The organism is Actinomyces culturomici (assembly GCF_900499005.1).
In the GTDB taxonomy this organism is placed as follows: Bacteria; Actinomycetota; Actinomycetes; order Actinomycetales; family Actinomycetaceae; genus Pauljensenia; species Pauljensenia culturomici.
On the sequence record NZ_LS991316.1, the window covers coordinates 1,352,313 to 1,373,583 of the forward strand.

The following is a 21,271-nucleotide window of genomic DNA, read 5'->3' on the forward strand; positions in this document are numbered from 1 at the left end:
GCAGCGTCAGGTGGTTATGGCCGCCCGCCCCGCCCCCCGGGCCCACGCCACCGTCGCCCCCCCCCCGCTCGGCCCCCGCCCCGACCTCGTCGGGCCCTATCCTGGTGCGCATGACCGGACGACGACGGACGCGCTGGAGCGCGGACACCTGGAACATCGCGAAGAAGGCGGGCGTCGCGCTCGTCGCCGCGCAGGCGACCGCGATCGTCGCCGTCCACACGATCGACCGGCTGCGCAAGCAGCGCGTGCCCGGCGGCCGTCACGGCTTCCCGACCCTCGCGCCCATCGACACCCCGATCGCGCGCAACACCGTCCGCACCTACACCGAGGGGCACTCCCTCTACGCGGACATGCTCGAGGCGATCGAGACCGCGACCGACCACATCTACTTCGAGACCTTCATCTGGCGATCGGACGAATGGGGGCAGCGCTTCAAGGACGCTCTCATCCAGGCGGCCGTGCGAGGCGTCGAGGTCTACTGCGTCTACGACGGCTTCGGCGTCCTCAACCAGGACCCGCGCTTCTTCGCGTTCCCGGAGATCCCCCATCTGTGGGTGCGCCGCTTCCCCGCGATCCGCTCGGGCCTCTTCACACTCAATCTGCGCAACACGGGGCAGGATCACCGCAAGATCCTCGCCGTCGACTCGCGGGTCGGATTCGTCGGCGGCTACAACATCGGTCTTCCCTTCGCCGACGAGTGGCGCGACACGCACGTGCGCGTCGAGGGCGACTTTGTGTGGGAGCTCGAGAACGGCTTCATCGACTTCTGGAACCATTTCAAGCCCAAGCGCGCGCCCCGCCTGCCCGACAGCGGCGCGAAGAAGTGGAACGCCGAGGTCACGGCCGCTTTCAACATGCCCCAGCGGATCCTCTACCCGATTCGCGGCATGTACATCGACGCGATGGAGCGGGCGACCGACCGCATTCTCATCACGACCGCGTACTTCATCCCCGACAAGGAGATCCTCCAGGCGCTCGTCGCGGCGGCCCGTCGGGGCGTGCGCGTCCGGGTCCTCATCCCCGAGTACTCGAATCACATCCTCGCCGACTGGGTGGCGCGCCCCTACTACGGGACACTCCTGCGCGAGGGCATCGAGATCTGGCTCTACCAGCACGCGATGGTCCACTCGAAGACGATGACCGTCGACGGGAAGTGGTCGACGATCGGGACGGCGAACATCGACCGGCTCTCGATGCGCGGCAATCACGAGGTGAACATGCAGTTCCACTCGACCGAGCTCGCGGAGCGGATGGAGGAGATCTTCGCGAACGACCTCACGACCGCCCGCCGCCTCACGATCGACGAGTGGGAGGGGCGCACGCTCCTCACGAAGGCGACGGAGCACCTCCTCCACCCCTTCGAGTTCATGGTCTGAGTCCGCCGGGATCGACGAGGGCGGGGCCGGGCGCCTACTGCGCGGAGGCCTCCGGGGTCTCGATCCCGAGGGCGGCCAATCCCCCGTCGAGGAGGTCCTGGAACCGCGTCTCGTCGACGACCGGAACGCCGAGCGCCTCCGCCTTCGTCGCCTTCGATCCGGCGCCGGGGCCGGCGACGACGATGCTCGTCTTCTTCGACACCGATCCGGTCGCCTTCCCGCCGCGCTTGACGATCGCCTCCTTGGCGGACTCGCGGTCGTAGCCGGGCATCGCTCCGGACACGACGACGACGAGGCCCTCGAGGACGTTCGAGATCGCTTCGACGGGCGCGTCGGCCATGGACACTCCGGCGGCGGCCCATCGCTCGAGGAGTTCGGCGTGCCAGTCGACGTCGAACCACTCCTTGAGGGAGGCGCCGATCGTCGGGCCGACGCCCTCGACGCCGGAGAGGTCCTCGGCGGTGGCGGCGCGCAGCGCGTCCATCGAGCCGAATGCGTCCGCGAGCGCGCGGGCCGCGGTCGGTCCGACGTGGCGGATCGAGAGGGCGACGAGGATCCGGGCGAGAGGGCTCGCCTTCGCCTTCTCGAGTTCGGCGAGCATGTCGAGCGTCGACTTGGACGGCTGCGTCTCGACGGGGAGGAACACGGGCCCGATCTTCTTCGTGTTCGGCTTGTACGCCTTCGTCCAGAAGTAGCGGGCGCGGGTCCAGTCGCCGGTCGGCTCGCCGCCCGACATCGCGGGGCGCCAGACGAAGACGTCGCGCAGGTCGTCGGCGGTGAGGTCGAAGAGCCGGGCCTCGCGGGTGAGGACCGGTGAGGCGGGTGGGGGCAGGAGCGCCTCGGCGGCGGCGAGCTGGTCGGCGGGCGCGAGGTGGTCGACCTCGGAGAGGAGGAGTCGCGTGCCGTCCTCGAGGATCACGGCGTTGCCCGCGACGAGGGAGGCGGCGACTTCGTCGCGATCGGCCTCCGGCTGGGTGAGGGCGAGGGCGGCCTCGTCCCCCAGGCCCTCGACGTCGAGGGCGGGGCGGGCGCCGACGTGGGCGACGCGCTCGGTGATCTGCGCGGGGCAGCCCTCCTTGTTCGGGCAGCGCAGGTCGACGTCTCCCTCCTTCTCGGCGGCGAGCTCGGTCCCGCACGAGGGGCAGCGGGTCGGCATGACGAAGGGGCGCTCCTCCCCCGTCCTGGCGGCTTCGACCGGCCCGAGGATCTCGGGGATGATGTCGCCGGCCTTGCGGAGGACGACGAGGTCGCCGATGAGGACGCCCTTGCGGGCGACCTCCTGCGCGTTGTGGAGGGTCGCCCGCGAGACGTTCGACCCGTCGACGAGGACGGTCTCCATCACTCCGTAGGGCGTGACGCGGCCCGTCCGGCCGACTTGGACGCGGATGTCGAGGAGGCGGGTGTGGACCTCCTCGGGCGGGAACTTGTAGGCGGCGGCCCAGCGGGGGGCGCGCGAGGTCATGCCGAGGCTGCGCTGGAGTGCGAGGTCGTCGACCTTGACGACGACTCCGTCGATCTTGTACTCGAGGCCGGCGCGCTCGGCGGTGAGCTCGCGGATCCGCTGCTCGATCTGAGCGCGCCCCGAGAGCAGCCGCGTGTGGACGCCGACGGGCAGCCCCCAGGATTCGATGAGCCGGTACCAGGCGAATTGGCTGGTCGGGGCCTCGAAGCCGGAGTCGCCGACCTCGAGGAATCCGACGCCGTGCGCGAGCATCGCGAGGGGGCGCTTCGCGGTCATCGCCGGGTCCTTCTGGCGCAATGATCCGGCCGCGGAGTTCCGCGGGTTCGCGAAGGTCGGTTTGCCGGCGGCGGCGAGCTCGGCGTTGAACGCCTCGAAGTCGGCGATGGGGATGTAGACCTCGCCGCGGATCTCGATCCGGTGCGGGAAGGGACCGCCCGTCAGTGTCTGCGGGATCGATCCGATGGTCGCGACGTTCGCGGTGACGTCCTCGCCCTCGAAGCCGTTTCCGCGGGTGGCTGCGCGCTCGAGGCGCCCGTCGACGTAGAGGAGGTTGATCGCGAGGCCGTCGATCTTCGCCTCGGTCGTCATCGGGGTGTCGACGACGCCGAGGTCCGCGGCGACGCGCTCCTCCCATTCGGCGAGCTCCTCGAAGGAGAAGACGTCGTTGATCGACGTCATCTGCGCGAGGTGGCGGACGGAGGCGAAGTCGGCGCGCGCGCCGCCGCCGACGGAGGCGGTCGGGGAATCCGAGCCCGCGAGTTCGGGGTGGTCGCGCTCGATCTCCTCGAGTTCGCGGTAGAGGCGGTCGTAGTCGGCGTCGCTCATCTCGGGCGCGTCGGCGTCGTAGTAGGCGCGCCGGGCGCGCTCGATGACCTCGACGAGGGCCTCGTGGCGGTCGCGGATCGCCTTCCAGTGGGGCGAGCGCTCCTGCGTCGCGGCCGTCGTCCCGTTCTCCGTCTCGCTCATGGCGTCATTCTCGCATCGAGTCCGGCCGATTCGCGTCCGGGGATCCGCCGTCTCCCGTCCGCGGCCCGACCGTCCACAGCCCGATTGACGAGGCCGGGGCGTCCACACCCAGTGGGCGGGAGCGGTGCGGCGCCCTGCGCCGCGGGTGATCCTCGGTGTGAAGGGGCCTCGCGCGAATCGGGGCGGAACGAGGAGCGGAGCATCGGATGAGTGGACGGGCGGACGCCGTGGGGAACCGGTCGGGTTCGGCCAGGGCGGCTCTGCGCAGCGCCCTCCACCTCGCGTGCGTCGACGGCCCCGATGCGGGCGCGGTTCTCCCGGTGCCCGGTCCGATCGGTCGGAACGGCCCGGCGGGCCTGTCGGATCCGCGGATCTCCCGAGCCCACGCCCTCGCCGAGGCGGGCCCGAGGGGCGCGAGCGTCCGCGACCTCGGGTCGCTCAATGGAAGCGTCGTCCTCCGTCGCGGCACCAGGCACCGCGTGCGCGGCGATCGGGGAACGCGTGTGCGGTCCGGCGATCGGATCCTCGTCGGCGACGACGTTCTCGTCCTGCGTCGGCGCCCGACCGTCGTCTCCCGACCGCGTCGCGGCCGTCCGCGCTGGAGGATGTGGCTCCTTCCGCTCGTCTCCCTCTTCGTGCTGATGGGCGCTCGCATCGCCGTGCTCGGTGTTTCGGGACGGGGCTCTCCTCTTCTCATCGCTCTCGTCGGAGCCGTGGCCGTCGCAGGCTGCGCCGCGGCATTCATCGGGTGTCTTCGCCGTGCTCGCCGCCTCGATCCGACGCGGCTCGCCCTCGTCCTCGCGAATCTCGCAGCGTCCGCGAGCGCCGCATCCGAGTCCGTGGCTCCTCTCGATGGGCGCGACGGCGCCGGGTCTCCTCGCATCGCCGTCGCTTCTACGCTCGGAGGCTCCGGGCGCCGTTCGCGGGGCGACGAGCCGATCGGGGTCCTCGTCCCCTTCGGGGGACGATTCGGACGGCGGCTCGACCTCGGGACCGCGAGCGAGCCGCGCGCGATCGGGTGCCTGGGTCCGGGGCGTCTCGCCGCGGCCCGATGGATCGCCTCCGCCCTCGTCGAGGAGCTCGGGGGCGCGACCGTCCTCGACGGGGCCGCGCGCTTCCGATTCGGTTCGGGCGGCGGCGAGATCCACCTCGTCGAAGCCGGAGCGTGCCCGCACTGCGGTGAGCACCCGCCGTCGGCGCCGATCTGGCACGTCGCGGCTGCGCCTTCGATCGAGGGACTTCCCGAGTGGTGCGACGCCCTCGTCGACGCGGGCGAGGTCGCGCTCGCGCCCGACTGGTGGGAGCGATTCGACGCGCGCGATCCCGGCTCCGAACTTCCCGCCGACCTCGCCCTCGGGCCCCTCCTTCAAGGCTTCGCGGATCGTTCCTCGCCGCTCGAGGGGCTCGCCGTCCCGGTGGGCGTCGACGGCTCGGGAGCGGCGGTGCTCGACCTCGTCGCCGACGGACCGCACGCTCTTCTCGCGGGGTCGACCGGGTCGGGGAAATCGGAGGCGCTCCTCACGTGGCTCCGGGCGATGTGCGCGCTGTACGGACCCGAGGAGGTCCGCCTCGTCCTCGTCGATTACAAGGGCGGCGCGGCCTTCGCGGCGCTCGAGCGCCTTCCCCACGTCGAAGCGGTGTTCACCGACCTCGCCGCGGACGCGACCTCGAGGGCGCTGCGCGGGATCGCGACGCTCTTGCGCGGCAGGGAGTCCGAACTCGCCGACCTGGGCCTCCCCGACTACTCGGCGTGGGTACGCACGCACCGCGAGGGCCGCGCGCCAGCCCCTCCTCCCCGGATCGTCGTCGCCATCGACGAGTTCGCCGTCCTCGCGCAAGCCCACGGCTCCGGGATCGAGGCGCTCGCGCGCCTCGCCGCGCAGGGGCGATCACTCGGCCTTCACCTCATCGCCGCGACGCAGCGCCCGGCCGGCGCGGTGACCGCCGGGATGCGCGCGAACCTCGACCTGAGGATCGCCCTGCGCTGCGTCGCGGCCGCCGACTCGGTCGACGTCGTCGGAGACGCGCGCGCTGCCGAGCTCCCACGAGTGCCCGGACGGGCCGTGATCGCGGGCCGCGGCGTGCTCCAGTTCGCGCGGAGTTCATCCGAGGACCGCCCGGCGACGCCGGCCTCGACATCTCCCCGAGACGCCTCCGGCGAAGGAGCGGCACGACTCCCATGGGCGCCGCGCCTTCCGAAGTCGCTCACGTGGGTCGAGCTCGACGCCGCGGACGGGCCGGGGCGGGACTCGGACGCGCGGGCGACGGCGGAAGAGACGGTCGCGCTCGCACTCCTCGACGGCATCGACACCGGAGCGCACGCTCCCCTTCTCTGGCACTCGGGCGCCATCGGGGTTGTCGCGCCCGCCGTCGACGACGAGCTCGTTCATCGCGCCGTCGCCGGGATCGCGCTGCGCATCGGCACCATGCTCGGCCGCCCCGTCCACCTCGTCGGCGCGGACGCCGCCCCACGGACCGACCCGTCGACCCGAGCGGTTCCGGGGCGCACCGCGCGGATGCCGGCGACCCGGGAGCACCTCGAGGAATCGCCGACGCCTCCGAGCGGAACCGAGAGCTCGAGGATCGACTGCGCCGACGGCGAGGACATCGGCGTCCTCTTGTCCGAGGCGGCAGAGCACGCGCCCTGCGTCCTCGCATTCGCGGACGCCCCAGCGGCCCGCCGCTCCCTCGCACGAACGTACGGTCCGCTCGCCGCCGAGGAGATCTGGGAGACGGGCCTGCAAGGATGCGAGGCCGCGGGCGTCGATCTCATCCTCGGGGCCCCTGCGGCCCGGGAGGGCGATGCGCTTCTCGCGAAGTGCGCGCTGCGCTTCGAGCGCCCCGACCCGCATGATCCGGCCGCGCCGCGCGACTCGGCGGGGCTCCCGCGGGAGCCCGCGCACTGGCGGATCCGATCGACGCGCGAGGCGCCCCGACTCGCGGTCCTGCCCGACGGGACGATCGAGGCGCCGAATTCGACGGGAGAGCACTCGTCGCTCCGGGGTCCCCTCGTCTTTCCCTGGGCGCACCGCGCACGCGCCGACGAATCGCCCTCCGCCGATGCGGGTCGGGCCGGAGCGACGCGGGTCGGCACGGCGCCGAGCGACACGACGCCGACCGATGTCCCGCCCGTTCGGTTGTTCGTCGGCCCCCGGTGGGAAGCGCTCGAAGAGCGTCTCTCGCGTTCGGCGCGCCCCGCGAAGGAGGCGCCATGGGTCCTGTACGGCGCGGAGGCCGACGAGGATCCCCTCCATCGGGCGCTCGGCTCCGCCCTCGTCAATGCGGACCGCGCGGAGTCGGCGTCCGCCGCGCCGATCGACCGCATCGCGTCCGCATCCTGGACGTGCATCGCGTCGCGGACGCGGGAGAACCTCGTGCTGGTCGCACCGCCTCCCGAGCTCCTGCGTCTCCTCGAACGCGGCCCGAATCCACCGCCGCCGGCACTACTCGGCCGGATACGGGACGAGAGGCGCGGTCTCGCGCGCATCGACGGCCGTTGGACGAGGCTCGGAGTCGCCGTCTCACAGTCGTGACGTGATGACTTGCACACCGCTCTTTCGCTCGGTTGTGCGCTGGCCCTCTTGCCCGACCTCGGCATTTGCTCAACACTTGTCGATGGTGTTCGGACGTCACCGAATCGTCACGAACTGTTTACTTCGTTTTGTCGACACCACGAGGAGATGCGAACGATGGATTGGCGCAGCAAGGCCGCCTGTCTCACTGTGGATCCGGAACTCTTCTTCCCCATCGGGAACACTGGTCCCGCCATCGCCCAGGCCGCCGAGGCCAAGGCCGTGTGCCACACGTGCTCTGTGGAGGCCGTTTGCCTTCAGTGGGCGCTCGAGAACAACCAGGATTCCGGAGTCTGGGGCGGAATGAGCGAGGAGGAGCGCCGCTCCCTCAAGCGCCGCGCCGCTCGTGCGCGCCGCGCCTCCTGAACCGGCTCTCGCGAAGAACGAGACGAACGGGGTCGACCTTCGGGTCGGCCCCGTTCCGCGTTCTCGCACTCCCCTCCCGCTTCTCCCCCTCGCGGGGTCATGCGCCTTGGCCGGCGAGGTGGTCGGCTGACGAGGTCATGCGCCACTCCCCCGCGAGGTCATGCGCCGGGGTCCGTTCGCAGGCAAGCACATCCCCTCGACGCGCGAAGGTGATGCAGCTCTTCACAGTTGGGGGTGTAGGCGGTTGCCGATGCCCCGCATGACCTACATCGCCGTCTCGGCGGGCTTCGCGGGCGGGGCGGGTCGTCGAGTGTGCGATCCAGGTGGCCTGACACCCGGAATCAGCCTCTCGCATGACCTACATCGCCGTCTCGGCGGCCTTCACGGGCGGGGAAGGTCGTCGAGTGTGCGATCCAGGTGGCCTGACACCCGGAATCAGCCTCCCGCACGACCTACATCGCCGTCTCGGCGGCCTTCACGGGCGGGGAAGGTCGTCGAGTGTGCGATCCAGGTGGCCTGACACCCGGAATCAGCCTCCCGCACGACCTACATCGCCGTCTCGGCGGCCTTCACGGGCAGGGAAGGTCGTCGAGTGTGCGATCCAGGTTGTTCCGTGCCCGGAATCAGCCTCCCGCATGACCTACATCGCCGTCTCGGCGGCCTTCACGGGCGGGGAAGGTCGTCGAGTGTGCGATCCAGGTGGCCTGACACCCGGAATCAGCCTCTCGCATGACCTGGATCGCCGTCTCGGCGTGCTTGGCGGGTGGGGAAGGTCGTCGAGTGTGCGATCCAGGTGACTCGCACGTGGAAGGAACGGAGTGCCGGGAGCCTGGAGGCCGCCACCTCACCCGGCGACGCCCCCAACTGGGAAGGACGGGTGATGCTCTCGTCGAAGGGATGCGTATTGACGCCTCACCCGCAGAAACGCACACAGTTTCTCCGTTGGCTCCGATGCTGCAGGGCTCTGATCTGTGCTTTCTTCCGAGAAGCCTGAGGTGGATCCTCCCAACGGGCCGAAACTATGTGCGGACTTGCAGTGGGGGGCGTCGGGGACGCCCCCAGCCCACGACTCCGCAATCGGCGGCCGGCCGGGATCCGCCGACTACACCCCAAACTGCGAAGAGCCGGTAATGCTCTCGATGAGGAGGCGGGAGAGACGGGGGACGGAGAGACGGAGGACGGAGAGACGGGGGACGGAGAGACGGGAGAAGGGGTCAGTCGCCCTCGACGCGCATCTTCAGGGTGACGAGCGTGCCGCCCTCCGGGCGCAGCGACCAGTCGATCGTGCCTCCGAGCTCCCCGCGCACCATCTGCTGGACGATTTGCGTGCCGAGGCCGGTCATCGGGCTGCCGGGCTCGAACCCGACGCCGTCGTCGGCGACGGTGATGACGAGGGAGTCGCCCTCGCGGACGACGCCGACCTCGATCCGGCCGTCGCGCCCGGCGAGCCCGTGCTCGACGGAGTTGGCGACGAGCTCGTTGAGGACCGTCGCGAGCGCCTGCGCCTGATCGGCAGGGATCGTCCCGAAGGAGCCGACGGTGACGACCTCGACGGCGTGCTCGGTCTGGGCGACCGCGCCGGCGAGGCGGAGGACGGACCGGGCGACCTCGTCGAAGTCGACGGTCTCGTCGACGTTCTGGGAGAGCGCGGCGTGCACGGTGGCGATCGCCTGGACGCGGCGCTCGGCCTCGGCGAGGGCCTCCTTCACGCCCTCCTGGTCGGAGCGTCGGGCCTGGAGGCGGAGAAGCGCGGAGACCGTCTGGAGGTTGTTCTTCACGCGGTGGTGGATCTCGCGGATCGTCGCGTCCTTCGTCATGAGCTCCTGCTCGCGGCGGCGGACTTCGGAGATGTCGCGGGTGAGGATGACTGCGCCGAGGCGCTTGCGCCCGTCGACGAGGGGCAGGGCGCGCATCGTGATCGTCGAGGAGTGGGCGGCGATCTCGACGCGCCAGGAGGCGCGGCCCATAACGACGACGGGCATCGACTCCTCGATCATCGTGTCGTCTCCGATGACGTTCGTGACCTCCTGGGCGAGGATCTTCCCGCGCACGGCGGTGCGGATCCCGAGGCGCCGCAGGCAGGAGATCGCGTTCGGCGTCGTCTGGAGGACGCGGCCGTCCGCGTCGATGAGGAGGACCCCGTCGAGGACGCGGGGGACGCCGTGGGCGGTGACGGTCGGCGTCGTGTCGTAGGGGTACTCGCCGCGCGTGATCATCTGGCAGAGCGTGTCGGCGGCGGCGACCGTCCACCCCTCGAAGCCGAGGGAGAGGCGCGGCGAGGAGAGGTTCGCCTCCCGGGTGACGACCGCGATGATCCGCCCGTCGTGGAGGACGGGGACGCAGGTCTCCATCATCGAGTACGTACCGGCCCAGTGGGCGCTCGGGGACTTCACGACCTGGCCGGTGGCGATCGCGCGCTTGAGCTCGACCTCGCGGGCGGCGGGCAGGTGGAGCCCGATGATGTCGTCGACGTGGACGGTCGTCGAGGTCGCGGGCCGGCAGTGGGCGGCGGCGATGAAGCGGTCGTCGTCCGTCGGGAGCCAGAGGACGAGGTCGGCGGCGGCGAGGTCGGCGAGGACCTGCCAGTCCGCGAGCAGCAGGTGGAGCCACTCGATGTCCTTCTCGGACAGGGCGTTGTTCGACGCCTCCTCCGCCAATTGCGTCAGGCTTCTCATAGGATCACTGTAATGCGAGGACGCGGGCCCCGACCCCGCGCCCGTCCCGCCCACGATGGGAGCCCCATGAAGTTCGCCGAGTCCCTCGAGTACCCGATGCCCCTCGATGTCCTTGAGGAGATGAGCCTCGATCCCGCGTTCGTCCGCTCGCGGTTCGCGCGTTTCTGCGATTCCCTCGACGTCGTCGTCGAGGGCCGGTCCGTCCGCGCGACGGGCGCGGTGAGCGACCGGCTGATCCCCCAGGCCGCCAGGGCCGTCGTCCGCGGCGAGGTGAGCGTGGAGTTCACCGAGGAGTGGAGCGGCGAGGGCGCGGCCAGGCGCGCGACCTCGCGGCTCGTCGCGAAGGGGGCGCCCGTCGAGGTCTCCCTCGCCTCGACCTTCTCGGGCGCGGAGACGACGAGCCGGAAGGTCGCGGGCGATCTGTCGGTGAAGATCCCCTTCTTCGGCGGAAAGCTCGAGAAGGAGGCCGTCGAGCGCGCCTCCCTCGTCCTCGCCGAGGAGACGCGCCTCGCCGCCGCGTGGCTGAAGGACCGCTGACGCCCCGCCGCGCCGAAGCGGCCCGAAACGAGGAGAATCGACGCATGACTGAGAACGCGCAGACCCCCCAGACCCCCGCTCCCTCCCCCGCGCTCTTCCTTGAGCGCCAGGGCGTCCGCCAGTACGTCGCCCGCAACTCGCGCGGCGCCGAGGTCCTCGTCGGCGACGGCCCGGGCCGTTTCTCCCCCGGCGACTTGCTGAAGATCGCGCTCGCCGGCTGCAACGCGATGTCCTCGGACAAGCGCCTCGTCGACCGCCTCGGCCCCGAGTTCGCCCAGCTCATCGGCGTGTCCGGCGAGTACATCGACGGCGAGGACCGCTACGCCTCCTTCGAGGTCGAGCTCATCCAGGACCTCTCCGGCGTCGACGTGGAGGAGCGCCCGAAGCTCCTCCACCGCGCCGAGGGCGCGATCGACCGCAATTGCACGATCGGGCACACGCTCACCCGCGGCGTCACCTACACGAAGACCTTCAACGACGAGCCGGCGGGCGAGGCCTGACATGGGCGTCCGCGATCGCGCCGTGAAGACGTGGAATCAGGCGCTCAACGTCCCCTACGCCTCGACGGCGCGCTCCGCGCAGCGTCTGCGGGACCTCCATCCGAACGCGAGCCCCGCGGAGCTCGTCGAGATCGCGAATCGCCGCTTCTCCAAGCGGGTGGCGCGCGAGTCGGCGACCGTCGGCGCGGTGGCGGCGTGGCCGGGGGTCGGGACGGCGGTGAGCGCGGGCGCGTCCGGCGTGCAGCTCCTCGCCTTCGTGTCCGAAGCCGCGCACCACTGCCTCGTCGTCGCCCACCTCTACGGCCTCGACATGCGCGACCCCGCGAAGCGCACCGCCCTCGTCCTCGCGGCCCTCACCGGGCAGGAGGGCGCGGACGCGATCTCCCTGCAGGTGGGGGTCCAGGCGGTCTCGTGGTTCCGCTCGTCCTTCCTCAACGTCCGGACGGTGTCGGCGGAGCAGTTCAACAAGCTCATGCTCAAGTGGGTGAAGCGGCGTGCGGCGAAGTCTGCGGCGATGTCGACCGTCGGGCGCCTCGTCCCCTTCGGGATCGGCGCGGCGGTCGGTTGGGGCGTCGGAGTGGGCCTCGCGAAGACGACGGTCGAGGGGCTCGCCTTCGCCCTCGGCCCCGCGCCCGCCGCCTCCCAGGCGCCGCGGATCATCGACGTCGAGGTCGTGGGCGACGAGGCGGCCTCCGAGGCCTTCGCCCACATCATGCTTCCCTCGGGGGACGAGGGCGGGGCGGTGCGCCCCGAGTACGCGGAGTAATGCAACCGCGGGCCGAGGTGCCCGCAGGGAGAGGTGGAGCCGAATGGTCGAGATCGACCGTCAGTACGAGGACCTGCTCGCGCGGATCATGCGCGAGGGCACGCCGAAGGGCGACCGCACGGGCACGGGCACCCGCTCCGTGTTCGGCGCGCAGCTGCGCTACGACCTGTCGAGGGGCTTCCCGCTCATCACGACGAAGCGCGTCCACCTCAAGTCGGTCGTCGGCGAGCTCCTCTGGTTCCTCCGCGGCGATTCCAATGTCCACTGGCTCCAGGAGCACGGGATCCGCATCTGGAACGAATGGGCGGACGAGGACGGGGAGCTCGGACCGGTCTACGGCGTCCAGTGGCGCAAGTGGCGCGCCGCGAACGGCGAGACGATCGACCAGATCTCGAACGTTCTGGCGACGCTGAAGTCGAATCCGGATTCGCGCCGAATGGTCGTGTCGGCGTGGAACGTCGGCGAATTGCCGAAGATGGCGCTCGAGCCGTGCCACGCGTTCTTCCAGCTCTACGTCGCCGACGGGCGCCTCTCGCTCCAGCTCTACCAGCGCAGCGCCGACATGTTCCTCGGCGTCCCCTTCAACATCGCGTCGTACTCGCTGCTCGCGCACATGTTCGCCCAGCAGGCGGGCCTCGAGGTCGGCGACTTCATCTGGACGGGCGGCGACTGCCACATCTACTCCAACCACGTCGAGCAGGTGACCGAGCAGCTCTCCCGCGAGCCCTACCCCTTCCCGAGGCTCGATCTCACGAAGGCCCCGTCGATGTTCGACTACGACTTCGACGACGTCGTCGTCGAAGGGTACGAGCACCACCCGACGATCAAGGCGCAGGTCGCGGTATGAGCGCGCGCCTCGCGTCGATCTGGGCGGAGGATTCGGGCGGCCTCCTCGGTACGGGCACGGGCATGCTGTGGCACGTGCCCGCGGATTTCGCGCACTTCAAGGCGTCGACGATGGGAGCGCCGATCGTCATGGGCCGCCGTTCCTGGGAGTCCCTCGGGGGCGCGCTTCCGGGGCGGACGAACATCGTCGTCACGCGGACGCCGGGGTACGAAACCGAAGGCGGCGTCGTCGCGGCCTCGCTCGAGGAGGCCATCTCCCTCGCGCGCTCGATCGCGGATCGGGACGGTGCGCCCTTCGCGTGGATCACCGGTGGCGCCAAGATCTACGAGGAGACGCTCGATCTCGTCGACGAGCTCGTCGTCACGACTCTCGACCTCGATGCGGCCCCGGCGGATCCGGACGCGCCGGTCGTGAGGGCGCCGAGGATCGATCCGGCGGTCTGGACGGTCGACGAGTCGCGTTCGGACTCCGACTGGCACGAGCGCTCGGGCGACGCGCGGTGGCGCGTCACCACCTACGTGCGGCGCTGAGACTCGGCGCGGGCGCGTGGCGGCAGCCGACGGAGCGCTCGGCGAGGCGAGCGCCCCCTCAACGTCACGGCTGGAAACCGGATTCACTCGCCGCGCGGCGGCGGTCGTGGGCGTCCCCGTAGGCGTAGGGGTCGACCGGACGGTCCTTCCTCGCCATTGTCGCGACGACGAGGAGGTACGAGGAGACGATGAGCTCGCGCAGCTCCTCCTCCGGCAGACGCCGCGCCCCGCCCTCGTCGATCGCCTCCTCGGGGTCGGCGAGGACCGTCGCCCAGTGCGTCTTGTTCATGTGGTAGCCGGGGATGACGTCGTCGTAGGCCTCGACGAGGGCGCGGCCCTCGCGCGGCTCGACTTTGACCGTGACCATTTGCGGGCCGGTCGACTCGGTCATGAGGAGGAAGATCCTGCCCGCGACCTTGAAGACCTCCCAATCGGGGCCGAAGGGGAAGGTGAGTTCGGCGGCCGGGAGCTCGAAGGCGGTTTCGGTCGCGAGGCGGTGGAGTTCGTCGGGGCGCACGGGCCCTCCCCTCGTCGTCGGCTCGGCGTTCGCCGATGGGGCGAGTATCCCACCGCTCCGCCCCGGCGGCCGCGCGGTCGGCGCCGGGCGGGGACGCGCCGCCTCGCGGGGCGAGTACGATCGCCGGGTGCCCTCCGCGTCGAACCGCAGTCCCGTCCTCGCCCATCCGACGCTGCGCGCCCTCCTCGCGATCGCGCTCTTCACGTACACGGCGCAGAACATGCTCAACGCGTCGATCGCGCCTCTGTCGCGCGCCCTCGAGATTCCCGGGTGGATCGTCGGCGCGGCCGTGTCCCTCGCCGCCGTCGCGGTGACGCTCCTCAGCCAGTTCTGGGGGCGCCGGTCGATCGCGTGGGGGCGCAGGCGGGTCCTCCTCGCGGCTCTCGGCCTCGCCTTCGCGGCGGGCGCGGTGTTCTCCGCCGCGGTCGCGCTGCGCTCGGCGGGACTGCTCGGGGCGATGGGCGCGGGGGCGGCGATCATGCTCGCGCGCGGCCCCTTCTTCGGATCCGCGGTCGCGGCGATCCCCCCGACCGGTCAGGCGCTCATCGCCGAGGTCACCCCCGATGAGTCCTCGCGCGTCCGCGGTATGGCGGCGTTCTCCGGGTCGATCCAGCTCTCGATCATGGTCGGCTCGTTGATCTCCTCGGCGCTCGGCGCGTGGTGGATCTACGCGCCCGTGCATGCGACGCCGCTGTTCGTCGCGATCGCCCTCGTCATCGGGATCGTCTTCGTCCCGCGCGACGCCCCGATTCCGATTCACGAGGCCGGGGCGGGGCACCCGGAGACGGAGGCCGACGAGTCCGCTCCCCTGCCTCCGCGCGTGCGCTGGACGGACCCGCGGGTCCTCCCGTGGATCACGGGGGTGTTCGGGATCTTCTTCGCCGCCGGGGTCGTTCAGATCACGATGGGCTTCCTCGTTCAGGACCGACTGGGGCTCGGGCCGCAGGCGGCGGTGTCGGCGACCGCGCTCATGCTCCTCGCGAACGCGGCCGGCGCGATGCTCATGCAGCTCGTCGCCGTGCCGAGGCTCGCCTGGGCGCCGATCCGGCTCCTGCGCACGGGGATGACGGCCGGGCTCATCGCGCTCCTCGTCCTCTCCTTCGCTGAGAATTGGGCGCTGCTCGCGGCCTCGACCTTCGTTCTCGGGGCGGCGAATGGCCTGGCCGGGCCCGGCTTCACGGCGGGCGGATCACTCGCGGTGACCGACGCCGAGCAGGGCGGCGTCGCCGGCGTGATGAACGCGACCGGGTCGCTCACGTGGATCTTCGCGCCGGTCCTCGCCACTGCGCTCTACGGGTGGCACCCGCTCGTCCCCTTCGTCCTCGCGCTCGGGCTCGTCGCCCTCTCCGTCTCCTTCGCGTGGTTCCACCCGGGGCTTCGCGCTCGCGCTGCCGAATCGCGTCGCGGCGCCTAGCCTCGAAGCGGGCCCGTCGATGGACCCGCACAGCTAAGGAGACCACCATGACCGAGCAGACTCGCACCGAGACCGATTCCATGGGCGCCGTCGAGGTCGCCGCGGATCGCTATTGGGGCGCGCAGACCGAGCGCTCCCTCCACAACTTCGACATCGGCCGCGACACCTTCGTGTGGGGCCGTCCGATGATCCGCGCCCTCGGCGTCCTCAAGAAGTCCGCGGCGCTCGCGAACGCCGAGCTCGGGGAGCTCCCCGCCGACATCGCCGACCTCATCGCGCGGGCGGCCGACGAGGTGATCCGCGGAGACCTCGACGATCACTTCCCGCTCGTCGTCTTCCAGACCGGGTCGGGCACGCAGTCGAACATGAACGCCAACGAGGTGATCTCCAATCGGGCGATCGAGCTCGCCGGAGGCGTCCTCGGATCGAAGACCCCCGTCCACCCGAACGACCACGTCAACCGCGGTCAGTCCTCGAACGACACCTTCCCGACGGCCATGCACATCGCGGTCGTCTCCGAACTCCAGACGATGTACCCGAAAGTCCGTCAACTCCGCGACACCCTCGATGCGAAGGCGAAGGAATTCGACGATGTCGTCATGGTCGGGCGCACGCACCTTCAGGACGCCACCCCGATCGGCCTCGGCCAGGTGTTCTCCGGCTGGGTCGCCCAGATCGACTTCGCCCTCGACGGCATCGCCTACGCGGACTCGCGCGCCCGCGAGCTCGCGATCGGCGGCACGGCCGTCGGCACCGGCCTCAACGCCCACCCCGACTTCGGACCGCTCACCGCGAAGAAGATCAGCGAGGAGACGGGCATCGCATTCACCCAGGCGGCGAACCTGTTCGCCGCCCTCGGCGCGCACGACGCCCTCGTCCTCGTCTCCGGGGCCCTGCGGGTCCTCGCCGACGCGCTCATGAAGATCGCGAACGACGTCCGCTGGTACGCGTCCGGACCGCGCAACGGGATCGGCGAACTCCTCATCCCCGAGAACGAACCCGGCTCGTCGATCATGCCAGGCAAGGTGAACCCCACCCAGTGCGAGGCGATGACGATGGTCGCGACGAAGGTCTTCGGCAACGACGCGACGGTCGGCTTCGCCGGCTCCCAGGGCAACTTCCAGCTCAACGTCTTCAAGCCCGTCATGGCGTGGTCGGTCCTCGAGTCGATCCGCCTGCTCGGCGACGCGTGCGTCTCCTTCGACGTCCACTGCGCCTACGGGATCGAGCCGAACCGCGAGCGGATCGCCGCGAACCTTTCGACGAACCTCATGCAGGTGACCGCCCTCAACCGGCGGATCGGCTACGACAAGGCGTCGACAATCGCGAAGCACGCGCACCACGAGGGGCTCTCGCTGCGCGAGTCCGCGCTCGAACTCGGATTCGTCACCCCCGAGGAGTTCGACGCGTGGGTCGTGCCCGCGGACATGACGCATCCGAGCGCCGCACAGGACTGACGTCGGGCGGAGGCGCGTCGGCGACGCGTAGAGTCTAGGCGTGATCTTCGGACTCTCGCTCGCCGACGTCGCCTCCGACGTCATCGCCCTGTGCGCCCTCCTCGTCGCCTGGCTCACCTGGCGCCAGTCGAACGACGAGCGGCGCCGCTCCGGCTTCGTCCAGCAGTCCGACGTCTTCGCCTCCCCCGAATCGAGGGCGCGTCGCGGCCAGATCTACCGGCTGTCGGAGCGGCGCCTCGACTTCGAGAACTGGACGCCGGAGGAGCGGCGCGCGGCCGACCACTGGATCGTCGACATCGACCTCGCGATCACGATGTTCTGGGAGGACCTCGTGTCGAGGAAGATCTTCTGGCAGATCTACGGCGATTCGATGATCCGGACGCTCTACATCCTCATCCCCTACATCAATCACCGCGTCGCCGGCCCGAACGGGGTCGGCCCGCAGCTCATGCTCACGAGCCGCAAGGCGCTCCCGTTCCTCGCCGACTACTGGCGGGGCCTCGCGAAGCGCGGGGAGTTCCCGGGGACGATCACCGTGTCGCGCGAGACCGGGGAGACGGTCGATCCCCTCTCGCTCCTCGACGAGGAGCACGTCGTGGTCTTCCTCGCACAGGACGACGTGCGGGCGAAGTGGCGCGACCTCGGGTCGGCCCGCTCCACGGGCCGCTTCGGCTACACGCTGCGGGCGCTCCTGCGGCGCTGAGGCCGTCCGTTCCCGCTACTTCTCGTCGTCCGCCCAGTTCGCCTCGTAGTCGACGCCGCGGCGCCGCAGTTCCTCGACGAGGCCGAGGCAGGGCTCGCCTTCATGGGCCTGAAGAGCGTCGCGCAGGATCTCGCTGAGCCGCACGAACGCCGCGCCGGCGACCGCCCCTTCGACGAGGCGATCGGCGTTCTCCCGATCGAGCTCGACGTGGCAGTCGCAGTCGCCCTCGACATCGATCGCGATGCCGACGAGCCAGTCGTTCGCGTCCACCCACCCGGAGACGAAGCACGACGCATCGATGACCCGAATCGGCCGCTTGACGGTGCACCCGTCGTCCAACCACGCATCGCTCAGCATCGCCGTCCCCCTTCGCGTCGAAGTCGACCCTACCGATGGATCAAGCATGCGCGCACCCACCGGCATCTGCGGTCACGTTACCGAGCAGAGGCGGCGAGCGATATACGGGGACGTACTCCGAGAGGACGACGCGGCCACGGGCACCGCACTCAGGCGCCGAGGAACCTCGCGACGTACGCCTTGAGGAGGTCCACGACGCGCTGCTTCTTCGCCGAGCGGCTCTCCCCCGACTGGGCGCGCGCGAAGCGGGACATCGGCGGGAGGATGGAGAGGATCTCCGTACCCTCCTCGGGAACGAAGCCCTGCTCGAGGGCCTTGTCGACGAAGGCCCGGGCCCTCTCCGGCGCGAGTCTCTCATCCGAGATGATCCTGTCGATCTCCTCGCGCTTCGCGGTCTCGAGGATCCGCGTCCACTGCTCGCCGCCGTCGAGTCCGACGGTGTACGTCTCGAGGAACTTCTCGATGAGGTCGCGCTTCGAGTTGAGCGAGGGGCTCGCGTTGACGATGCGCGTGACGTCGGCGCGGATCTCGACGTCCTTCGCATCGCCGTACGCGGCCCTGCGCTCCTCGACCAGCCGGATGATGTAGTCGATGTTGACCTCGACCTGTTTAACGAGCTCGATCTCGAAGACGAGGTCGTCGTTGATGAGTTCCTTGTCGCCGTCGATTCGCGGTCGGATCTCGTTCCACAGGTCGACGTAGACGCCGCGGTAGTCGTCGAAGACGCGCGGCTCGAGGGGATCGTCGCCGGCGAACTCGTCGAAGGAGGTGAGGATGTTCCGCAGGCGGAGGATCTTCGAGAAGAGGGTGATGAACGCCTTCTGCTGCTCTTCTGAGAGGATGAGGCGATCGGTCGGATAGTCGCGCAGCTCGCCGACCGCCTCGAGGTACTCGCCGAGGTACTCGGAGTAGGGGCGGATGAGGAAGGAACCACCGCCCTCCTTGTTCCCGAAGAGGGCGACGGCGTCGTCGACCTCGCCCTTGAGGTTCCGGAAGCAGACGATGTTCCCGTAGGACTTCACGGCGTTGAGGATGCGGTTCGTTCGCGAGAACGCCTGGATGAGCCCGTGCGTTCGCAGGTTCTTGTCGACCCACAGGGTGTTGAGGGTCTTCGAGTCGAAACCCGTGAGGAACATGTTGACGACGATGACGAGGTCGATCTCGCGCTGGGCGAGTCGGCGCGCGATGTCCTCGTAGTAGGCCTCGAATCCGTTGGCGGACGTGTCGTGGTTCGTCTCGAAGGTCTGGTTGTAGTCGGCGATGGCGCCCTCGAGGAAGGCGCGGTCGTCGGCGGAGAGGGCCGAGGGATCGACCGTCTCCTCTGCGAGAGTCTCGCCCGGGGCTTCAGCGTTCGGCGCGTAGGAGTAGATGATGCCGACGCTGAGGCGCTCGTCGGAGGGCAGGTCGGCCTGCTGTCGGCGGAACTCCGCGTAGTAGTCGCGCGCGAACTTGATCGACTGGGTCGCGAGAAGGGAGTTGAATCCCCGGAGGCGCCTCTCCCCGAGCGTGTAGCTCGACTGCCGCTTCGTCTTCTGGTCGAAGTGCTCGCGGATGTAGGAGACGATCTGGGCGATGCGCCGCGGGTCCCGGAAGACGGCCTCGGTGTCGATGCCCGCGACTTCGGCGTCGTCGACCTCGCCGGTCCGGTGGAAGGTGTCAATGTAGTCGACCCGGAAGGGCAGGACGTTCCGGTCGGCGACGGCGTTGAGGATCGTGTACGAGTGGAGTTGGTCGCCGAATGCCTGCTCGGTCGTCCGCAGGTGGATGTTCCCGCCGGCCCCGGCGTTCTCGGTGAAGATGGGCGTGCCCGTGAAGCCGAAGAGGTGGTAGTTGCGGAACGCCTTCGTGATCGCGGTGTGCATGTCGCCGAATTGCGATCGGTGGCATTCGTCGAAGATGAGGACGACGTGCCCGGAGTAGATCTCGTGGCCGCGGTGGGCGGAAACGAAATTCGAGAGCTTCTGGATCGTCGTGACGATGATCGGGACGTGCGGGTCGCCGATCTGCCGGGCGAGCTGCGCGGTCGACTGGTTCGCGGAGACGGTGCCCGCGGCGAAGCGGTTGTACTCCTTGATCGTCTGGTGGTCGAGGTCCTTGCGGTCGACGACGAAGAGGACCTTGTCGACATCCTCGAGGCCGGCGGCGAGCTTCGCGGTCTTGAACGAGGTGAGCGTCTTGCCGGATCCGGTGGTGTGCCAGATGTAGCCCCCGGCGTCGAGGGTCCCGGTCCGCTTCTGGATGGTCGAGGTGCGGATTCGCTGGAGGATCGCCTCGGTCGCGGCGATCTGGTAGGGCCGCATGACGAGGAGCTGCTTCCCGGTCGTGAAAACGCAGTAGCGGGTGAGGATCGCGAGGAGCGTGTGCTTGGCGAAGAAGGTCCGCGTAAAGTCCTCGAGGCGCGTGATCTGGGCGTTCGTCGCGTCCGTCCACCAGGAGGTGAATTCGAAGGAGTCGGAGGTCGCCGCCTTCGCCTGGGGGCGCCCGCCGCGGTCCTCGGTGATGTGGTCGCGCCTCGTCGTGTTCGAGTAGTACTTCGTGTGCGTCCCGTTGGAGATGACGAAGATCTGGACGTAGTCGTAGAGGCCGGTGCCCGCCCAGAAGGAGTCGCGCTGGTAGCGGTTGATCTGGTTGAAGGCTTCCCGCAGGGCGACGCCTCGGCGCTTGAGCTCGATGTGGACGAGGGGCAGCCCGTTGACGAGGACGGTGACGTCGTAGCGGTTGGAATGCGCGCCGGCGTCGTTGACGTACTGGTTCGTCACCTGGAGCCGGTTGTTGTGGATGCGCTGCTTGTCGAGGAGCGAGATGTTCTTCGTCGACCCGTCGTCGCGGATGAGAACCTGAACGTGGTCCTCCTGGATGCGCCGGGTCTTGTCGAGGACGTCCTCATTCCGACCGGCGATCTTCTCGGCGAAGAAGCGCTCCCACTCGGAGTCGGTGAACGCGTAGTGGTTGAACGCCTCGAGCTGGGTCCGCAGGTTCGCGATCATCGCCGCTTCGGAGTCGAAGGCAACGTACTCGTAGGCCTGGCGCTGGAGCTGGGCGATGAACTCCTTCTCGAGGGCCGCCTCCGACTGATAGGAGAGGTCCTTCTCGGGCAGCGGCTCGAACTGGGCGACGACGGTCGCCTCATCGGTGAGGACGATCGGCTCGATGCGCATCGAGGGGTTGAAGGAGTCCATCCGTCCGCTTCTCTCATCAGTCGGGTCACCCGTTGAACCGACGCCGC

The 21,271-nt window shown here is 70.0% G+C and carries 16 protein-coding genes; 11 read left to right on the top strand and 5 right to left on the bottom strand.

Annotation, left to right across the window (positions count from 1 at the left end; genetic code table 11):
- Nucleotides 1-110: 110 nt before the first annotated feature.
- Entirely contained in the window at nt 111-1,376 is a 1,266-nt protein-coding gene (locus DY157_RS05960; protein WP_115727956.1) for a phospholipase D-like domain-containing protein, read from the top strand.
- 34 nt (nt 1,377-1,410) lie between these two features.
- Here DY157_RS05960 and ligA read toward each other — a convergent pair whose 3' ends face one another.
- Nucleotides 1,411-3,804: an NAD-dependent DNA ligase LigA gene (gene ligA / locus DY157_RS05965; RefSeq protein ID WP_115727658.1), complete on the bottom strand. Its 2,394-nt coding sequence runs from the start codon at nt 3,802-3,804 to the stop codon at nt 1,411-1,413.
- Nucleotides 3,805-4,010: 206 nt separating this feature from the next.
- Between ligA and DY157_RS05970 the strand changes: the two genes are divergently transcribed.
- Nucleotides 4,011-7,337, top strand: coding sequence for an FHA domain-containing protein (locus tag DY157_RS05970; RefSeq protein WP_115727659.1), 3,327 nt, complete (start codon nt 4,011-4,013; stop codon nt 7,335-7,337).
- Nucleotides 7,338-7,493: 156 nt separating this feature from the next.
- The gene (locus DY157_RS05975; RefSeq protein ID WP_115727660.1) at nt 7,494-7,742 is read left to right on the top strand and encodes a WhiB family transcriptional regulator; all 249 of its coding nucleotides are present in this window, start codon (nt 7,494-7,496) and stop codon (nt 7,740-7,742) included.
- Nucleotides 7,743-8,956: 1,214 nt separating this feature from the next.
- Here DY157_RS05975 and DY157_RS05980 read toward each other — a convergent pair.
- On the bottom strand, nt 8,957-10,417 hold the full coding sequence (locus DY157_RS05980) for a sensor histidine kinase (protein ID WP_115727661.1): 1,461 nt from the start codon (nt 10,415-10,417) through the stop codon (nt 8,957-8,959).
- A gap of 66 nt (nt 10,418-10,483) precedes the next feature.
- Between DY157_RS05980 and DY157_RS05985 the strand changes: the two genes are divergently transcribed.
- The 5 genes from DY157_RS05985 to DY157_RS06005 are packed head-to-tail and all read left to right on the top strand — an operon-like array spanning nt 10,484 to nt 13,597.
- Nucleotides 10,484-10,954 (top strand): DUF2505 domain-containing protein, encoded by a 471-nt coding sequence (locus DY157_RS05985; protein ID WP_160159465.1) that lies wholly within the window; start codon nt 10,484-10,486, stop codon nt 10,952-10,954.
- A gap of 44 nt (nt 10,955-10,998) precedes the next feature.
- Entirely contained in the window at nt 10,999-11,454 is a 456-nt protein-coding gene (locus tag DY157_RS05990; RefSeq protein ID WP_115727663.1) for an OsmC family protein, read from the top strand.
- Nucleotide 11,455: 1 nt separating this feature from the next.
- Nucleotides 11,456-12,220: a VPDSG-CTERM exosortase interaction domain protein gene (locus tag DY157_RS05995; protein WP_115727664.1), complete on the top strand. Its 765-nt coding sequence runs from the start codon at nt 11,456-11,458 to the stop codon at nt 12,218-12,220.
- Nucleotides 12,221-12,263: 43 nt separating this feature from the next.
- Nucleotides 12,264-13,067, top strand: coding sequence for a thymidylate synthase (locus tag DY157_RS06000; RefSeq protein WP_115727665.1), 804 nt, complete (start codon nt 12,264-12,266; stop codon nt 13,065-13,067).
- Nucleotides 13,064-13,597: a dihydrofolate reductase gene (locus tag DY157_RS06005; RefSeq protein ID WP_115727666.1), complete on the top strand. Its 534-nt coding sequence runs from the start codon at nt 13,064-13,066 to the stop codon at nt 13,595-13,597. The genes DY157_RS06000 and DY157_RS06005 overlap by 4 nt, the downstream gene beginning before the upstream one ends.
- 64 nt (nt 13,598-13,661) lie before the next feature.
- On the opposite strand, the gene DY157_RS11700 is transcribed toward DY157_RS06005, so the two are convergent.
- Entirely contained in the window at nt 13,662-14,114 is a 453-nt protein-coding gene (locus DY157_RS11700; RefSeq protein WP_235827080.1) for an MmcQ/YjbR family DNA-binding protein, read from the bottom strand.
- A 127-nt stretch (nt 14,115-14,241) separates the two neighbouring features.
- On the opposite strand from DY157_RS11700, the gene DY157_RS06015 reads away from it, so the two are divergent.
- From DY157_RS06015 to DY157_RS06025, 3 genes are read left to right on the top strand one after another with little or no spacing between them, the layout of a single operon-like run.
- A complete protein-coding gene (locus DY157_RS06015; protein ID WP_235827081.1) occupies nt 14,242-15,528 on the top strand; it encodes an MFS transporter in 1,287 nt (428 codons plus the stop codon).
- Nucleotides 15,529-15,575: 47 nt separating this feature from the next.
- A complete protein-coding gene (fumC, locus tag DY157_RS06020; protein ID WP_115727667.1) occupies nt 15,576-16,985 on the top strand; it encodes a class II fumarate hydratase in 1,410 nt (469 codons plus the stop codon).
- 40 nt (nt 16,986-17,025) lie between these two features.
- Complete coding sequence (locus DY157_RS06025) at nt 17,026-17,688, top strand: hypothetical protein (protein WP_115727668.1); 663 nt, start codon at nt 17,026-17,028, stop codon at nt 17,686-17,688.
- 15 nt (nt 17,689-17,703) lie between these two features.
- Here the strand turns inward: DY157_RS06025 and DY157_RS06030 are convergent, their stop codons facing one another.
- Both DY157_RS06030 and DY157_RS06035 read right to left on the bottom strand, forming a co-directional pair.
- Complete coding sequence (locus DY157_RS06030) at nt 17,704-18,045, bottom strand: hypothetical protein (RefSeq protein WP_115727669.1); 342 nt, start codon at nt 18,043-18,045, stop codon at nt 17,704-17,706.
- Between the two features lie 149 nt (nt 18,046-18,194).
- Nucleotides 18,195-21,224, bottom strand: a complete 3,030-nt coding sequence (locus DY157_RS06035; protein WP_115727670.1) for a type I restriction endonuclease subunit R — start codon at nt 21,222-21,224, stop codon at nt 18,195-18,197.
- Between the last annotated feature and the right edge of the window lie 47 nt (nt 21,225-21,271).

Bases quoted from the DNA above. Each gene is read 5' to 3' on its own strand.
- ligA (WP_115727658.1), bottom strand. From the start codon at position 3,804: ATGAGCGAGACGGAGAACGGGACGACGGCCGCGACGCAGGAGCGCTCG.
- DY157_RS06005 (WP_115727666.1), top strand. From the start codon at position 13,064: ATGAGCGCGCGCCTCGCGTCGATCTGGGCGGAGGATTCGGGCGGCCTC.
- DY157_RS05960 (WP_115727956.1), top strand. From the start codon at position 111: ATGACCGGACGACGACGGACGCGCTGGAGCGCGGACACCTGGAACATC.
- DY157_RS05995 (WP_115727664.1), top strand. From the start codon at position 11,456: ATGGGCGTCCGCGATCGCGCCGTGAAGACGTGGAATCAGGCGCTCAAC.
- DY157_RS05975 (WP_115727660.1), top strand. From the start codon at position 7,494: ATGGATTGGCGCAGCAAGGCCGCCTGTCTCACTGTGGATCCGGAACTC.
- DY157_RS05980 (WP_115727661.1), bottom strand. From the start codon at position 10,417: ATGAGAAGCCTGACGCAATTGGCGGAGGAGGCGTCGAACAACGCCCTG.
- DY157_RS06030 (WP_115727669.1), bottom strand. From the start codon at position 18,045: ATGCTGAGCGATGCGTGGTTGGACGACGGGTGCACCGTCAAGCGGCCG.
- DY157_RS05970 (WP_115727659.1), top strand. From the start codon at position 4,011: ATGAGTGGACGGGCGGACGCCGTGGGGAACCGGTCGGGTTCGGCCAGG.
- DY157_RS06035 (WP_115727670.1), bottom strand. From the start codon at position 21,224: ATGGACTCCTTCAACCCCTCGATGCGCATCGAGCCGATCGTCCTCACC.
- DY157_RS06000 (WP_115727665.1), top strand. From the start codon at position 12,264: ATGGTCGAGATCGACCGTCAGTACGAGGACCTGCTCGCGCGGATCATG.
- fumC (WP_115727667.1), top strand. From the start codon at position 15,576: ATGACCGAGCAGACTCGCACCGAGACCGATTCCATGGGCGCCGTCGAG.
- DY157_RS05985 (WP_160159465.1), top strand. From the start codon at position 10,484: ATGAAGTTCGCCGAGTCCCTCGAGTACCCGATGCCCCTCGATGTCCTT.
- DY157_RS05990 (WP_115727663.1), top strand. From the start codon at position 10,999: ATGACTGAGAACGCGCAGACCCCCCAGACCCCCGCTCCCTCCCCCGCG.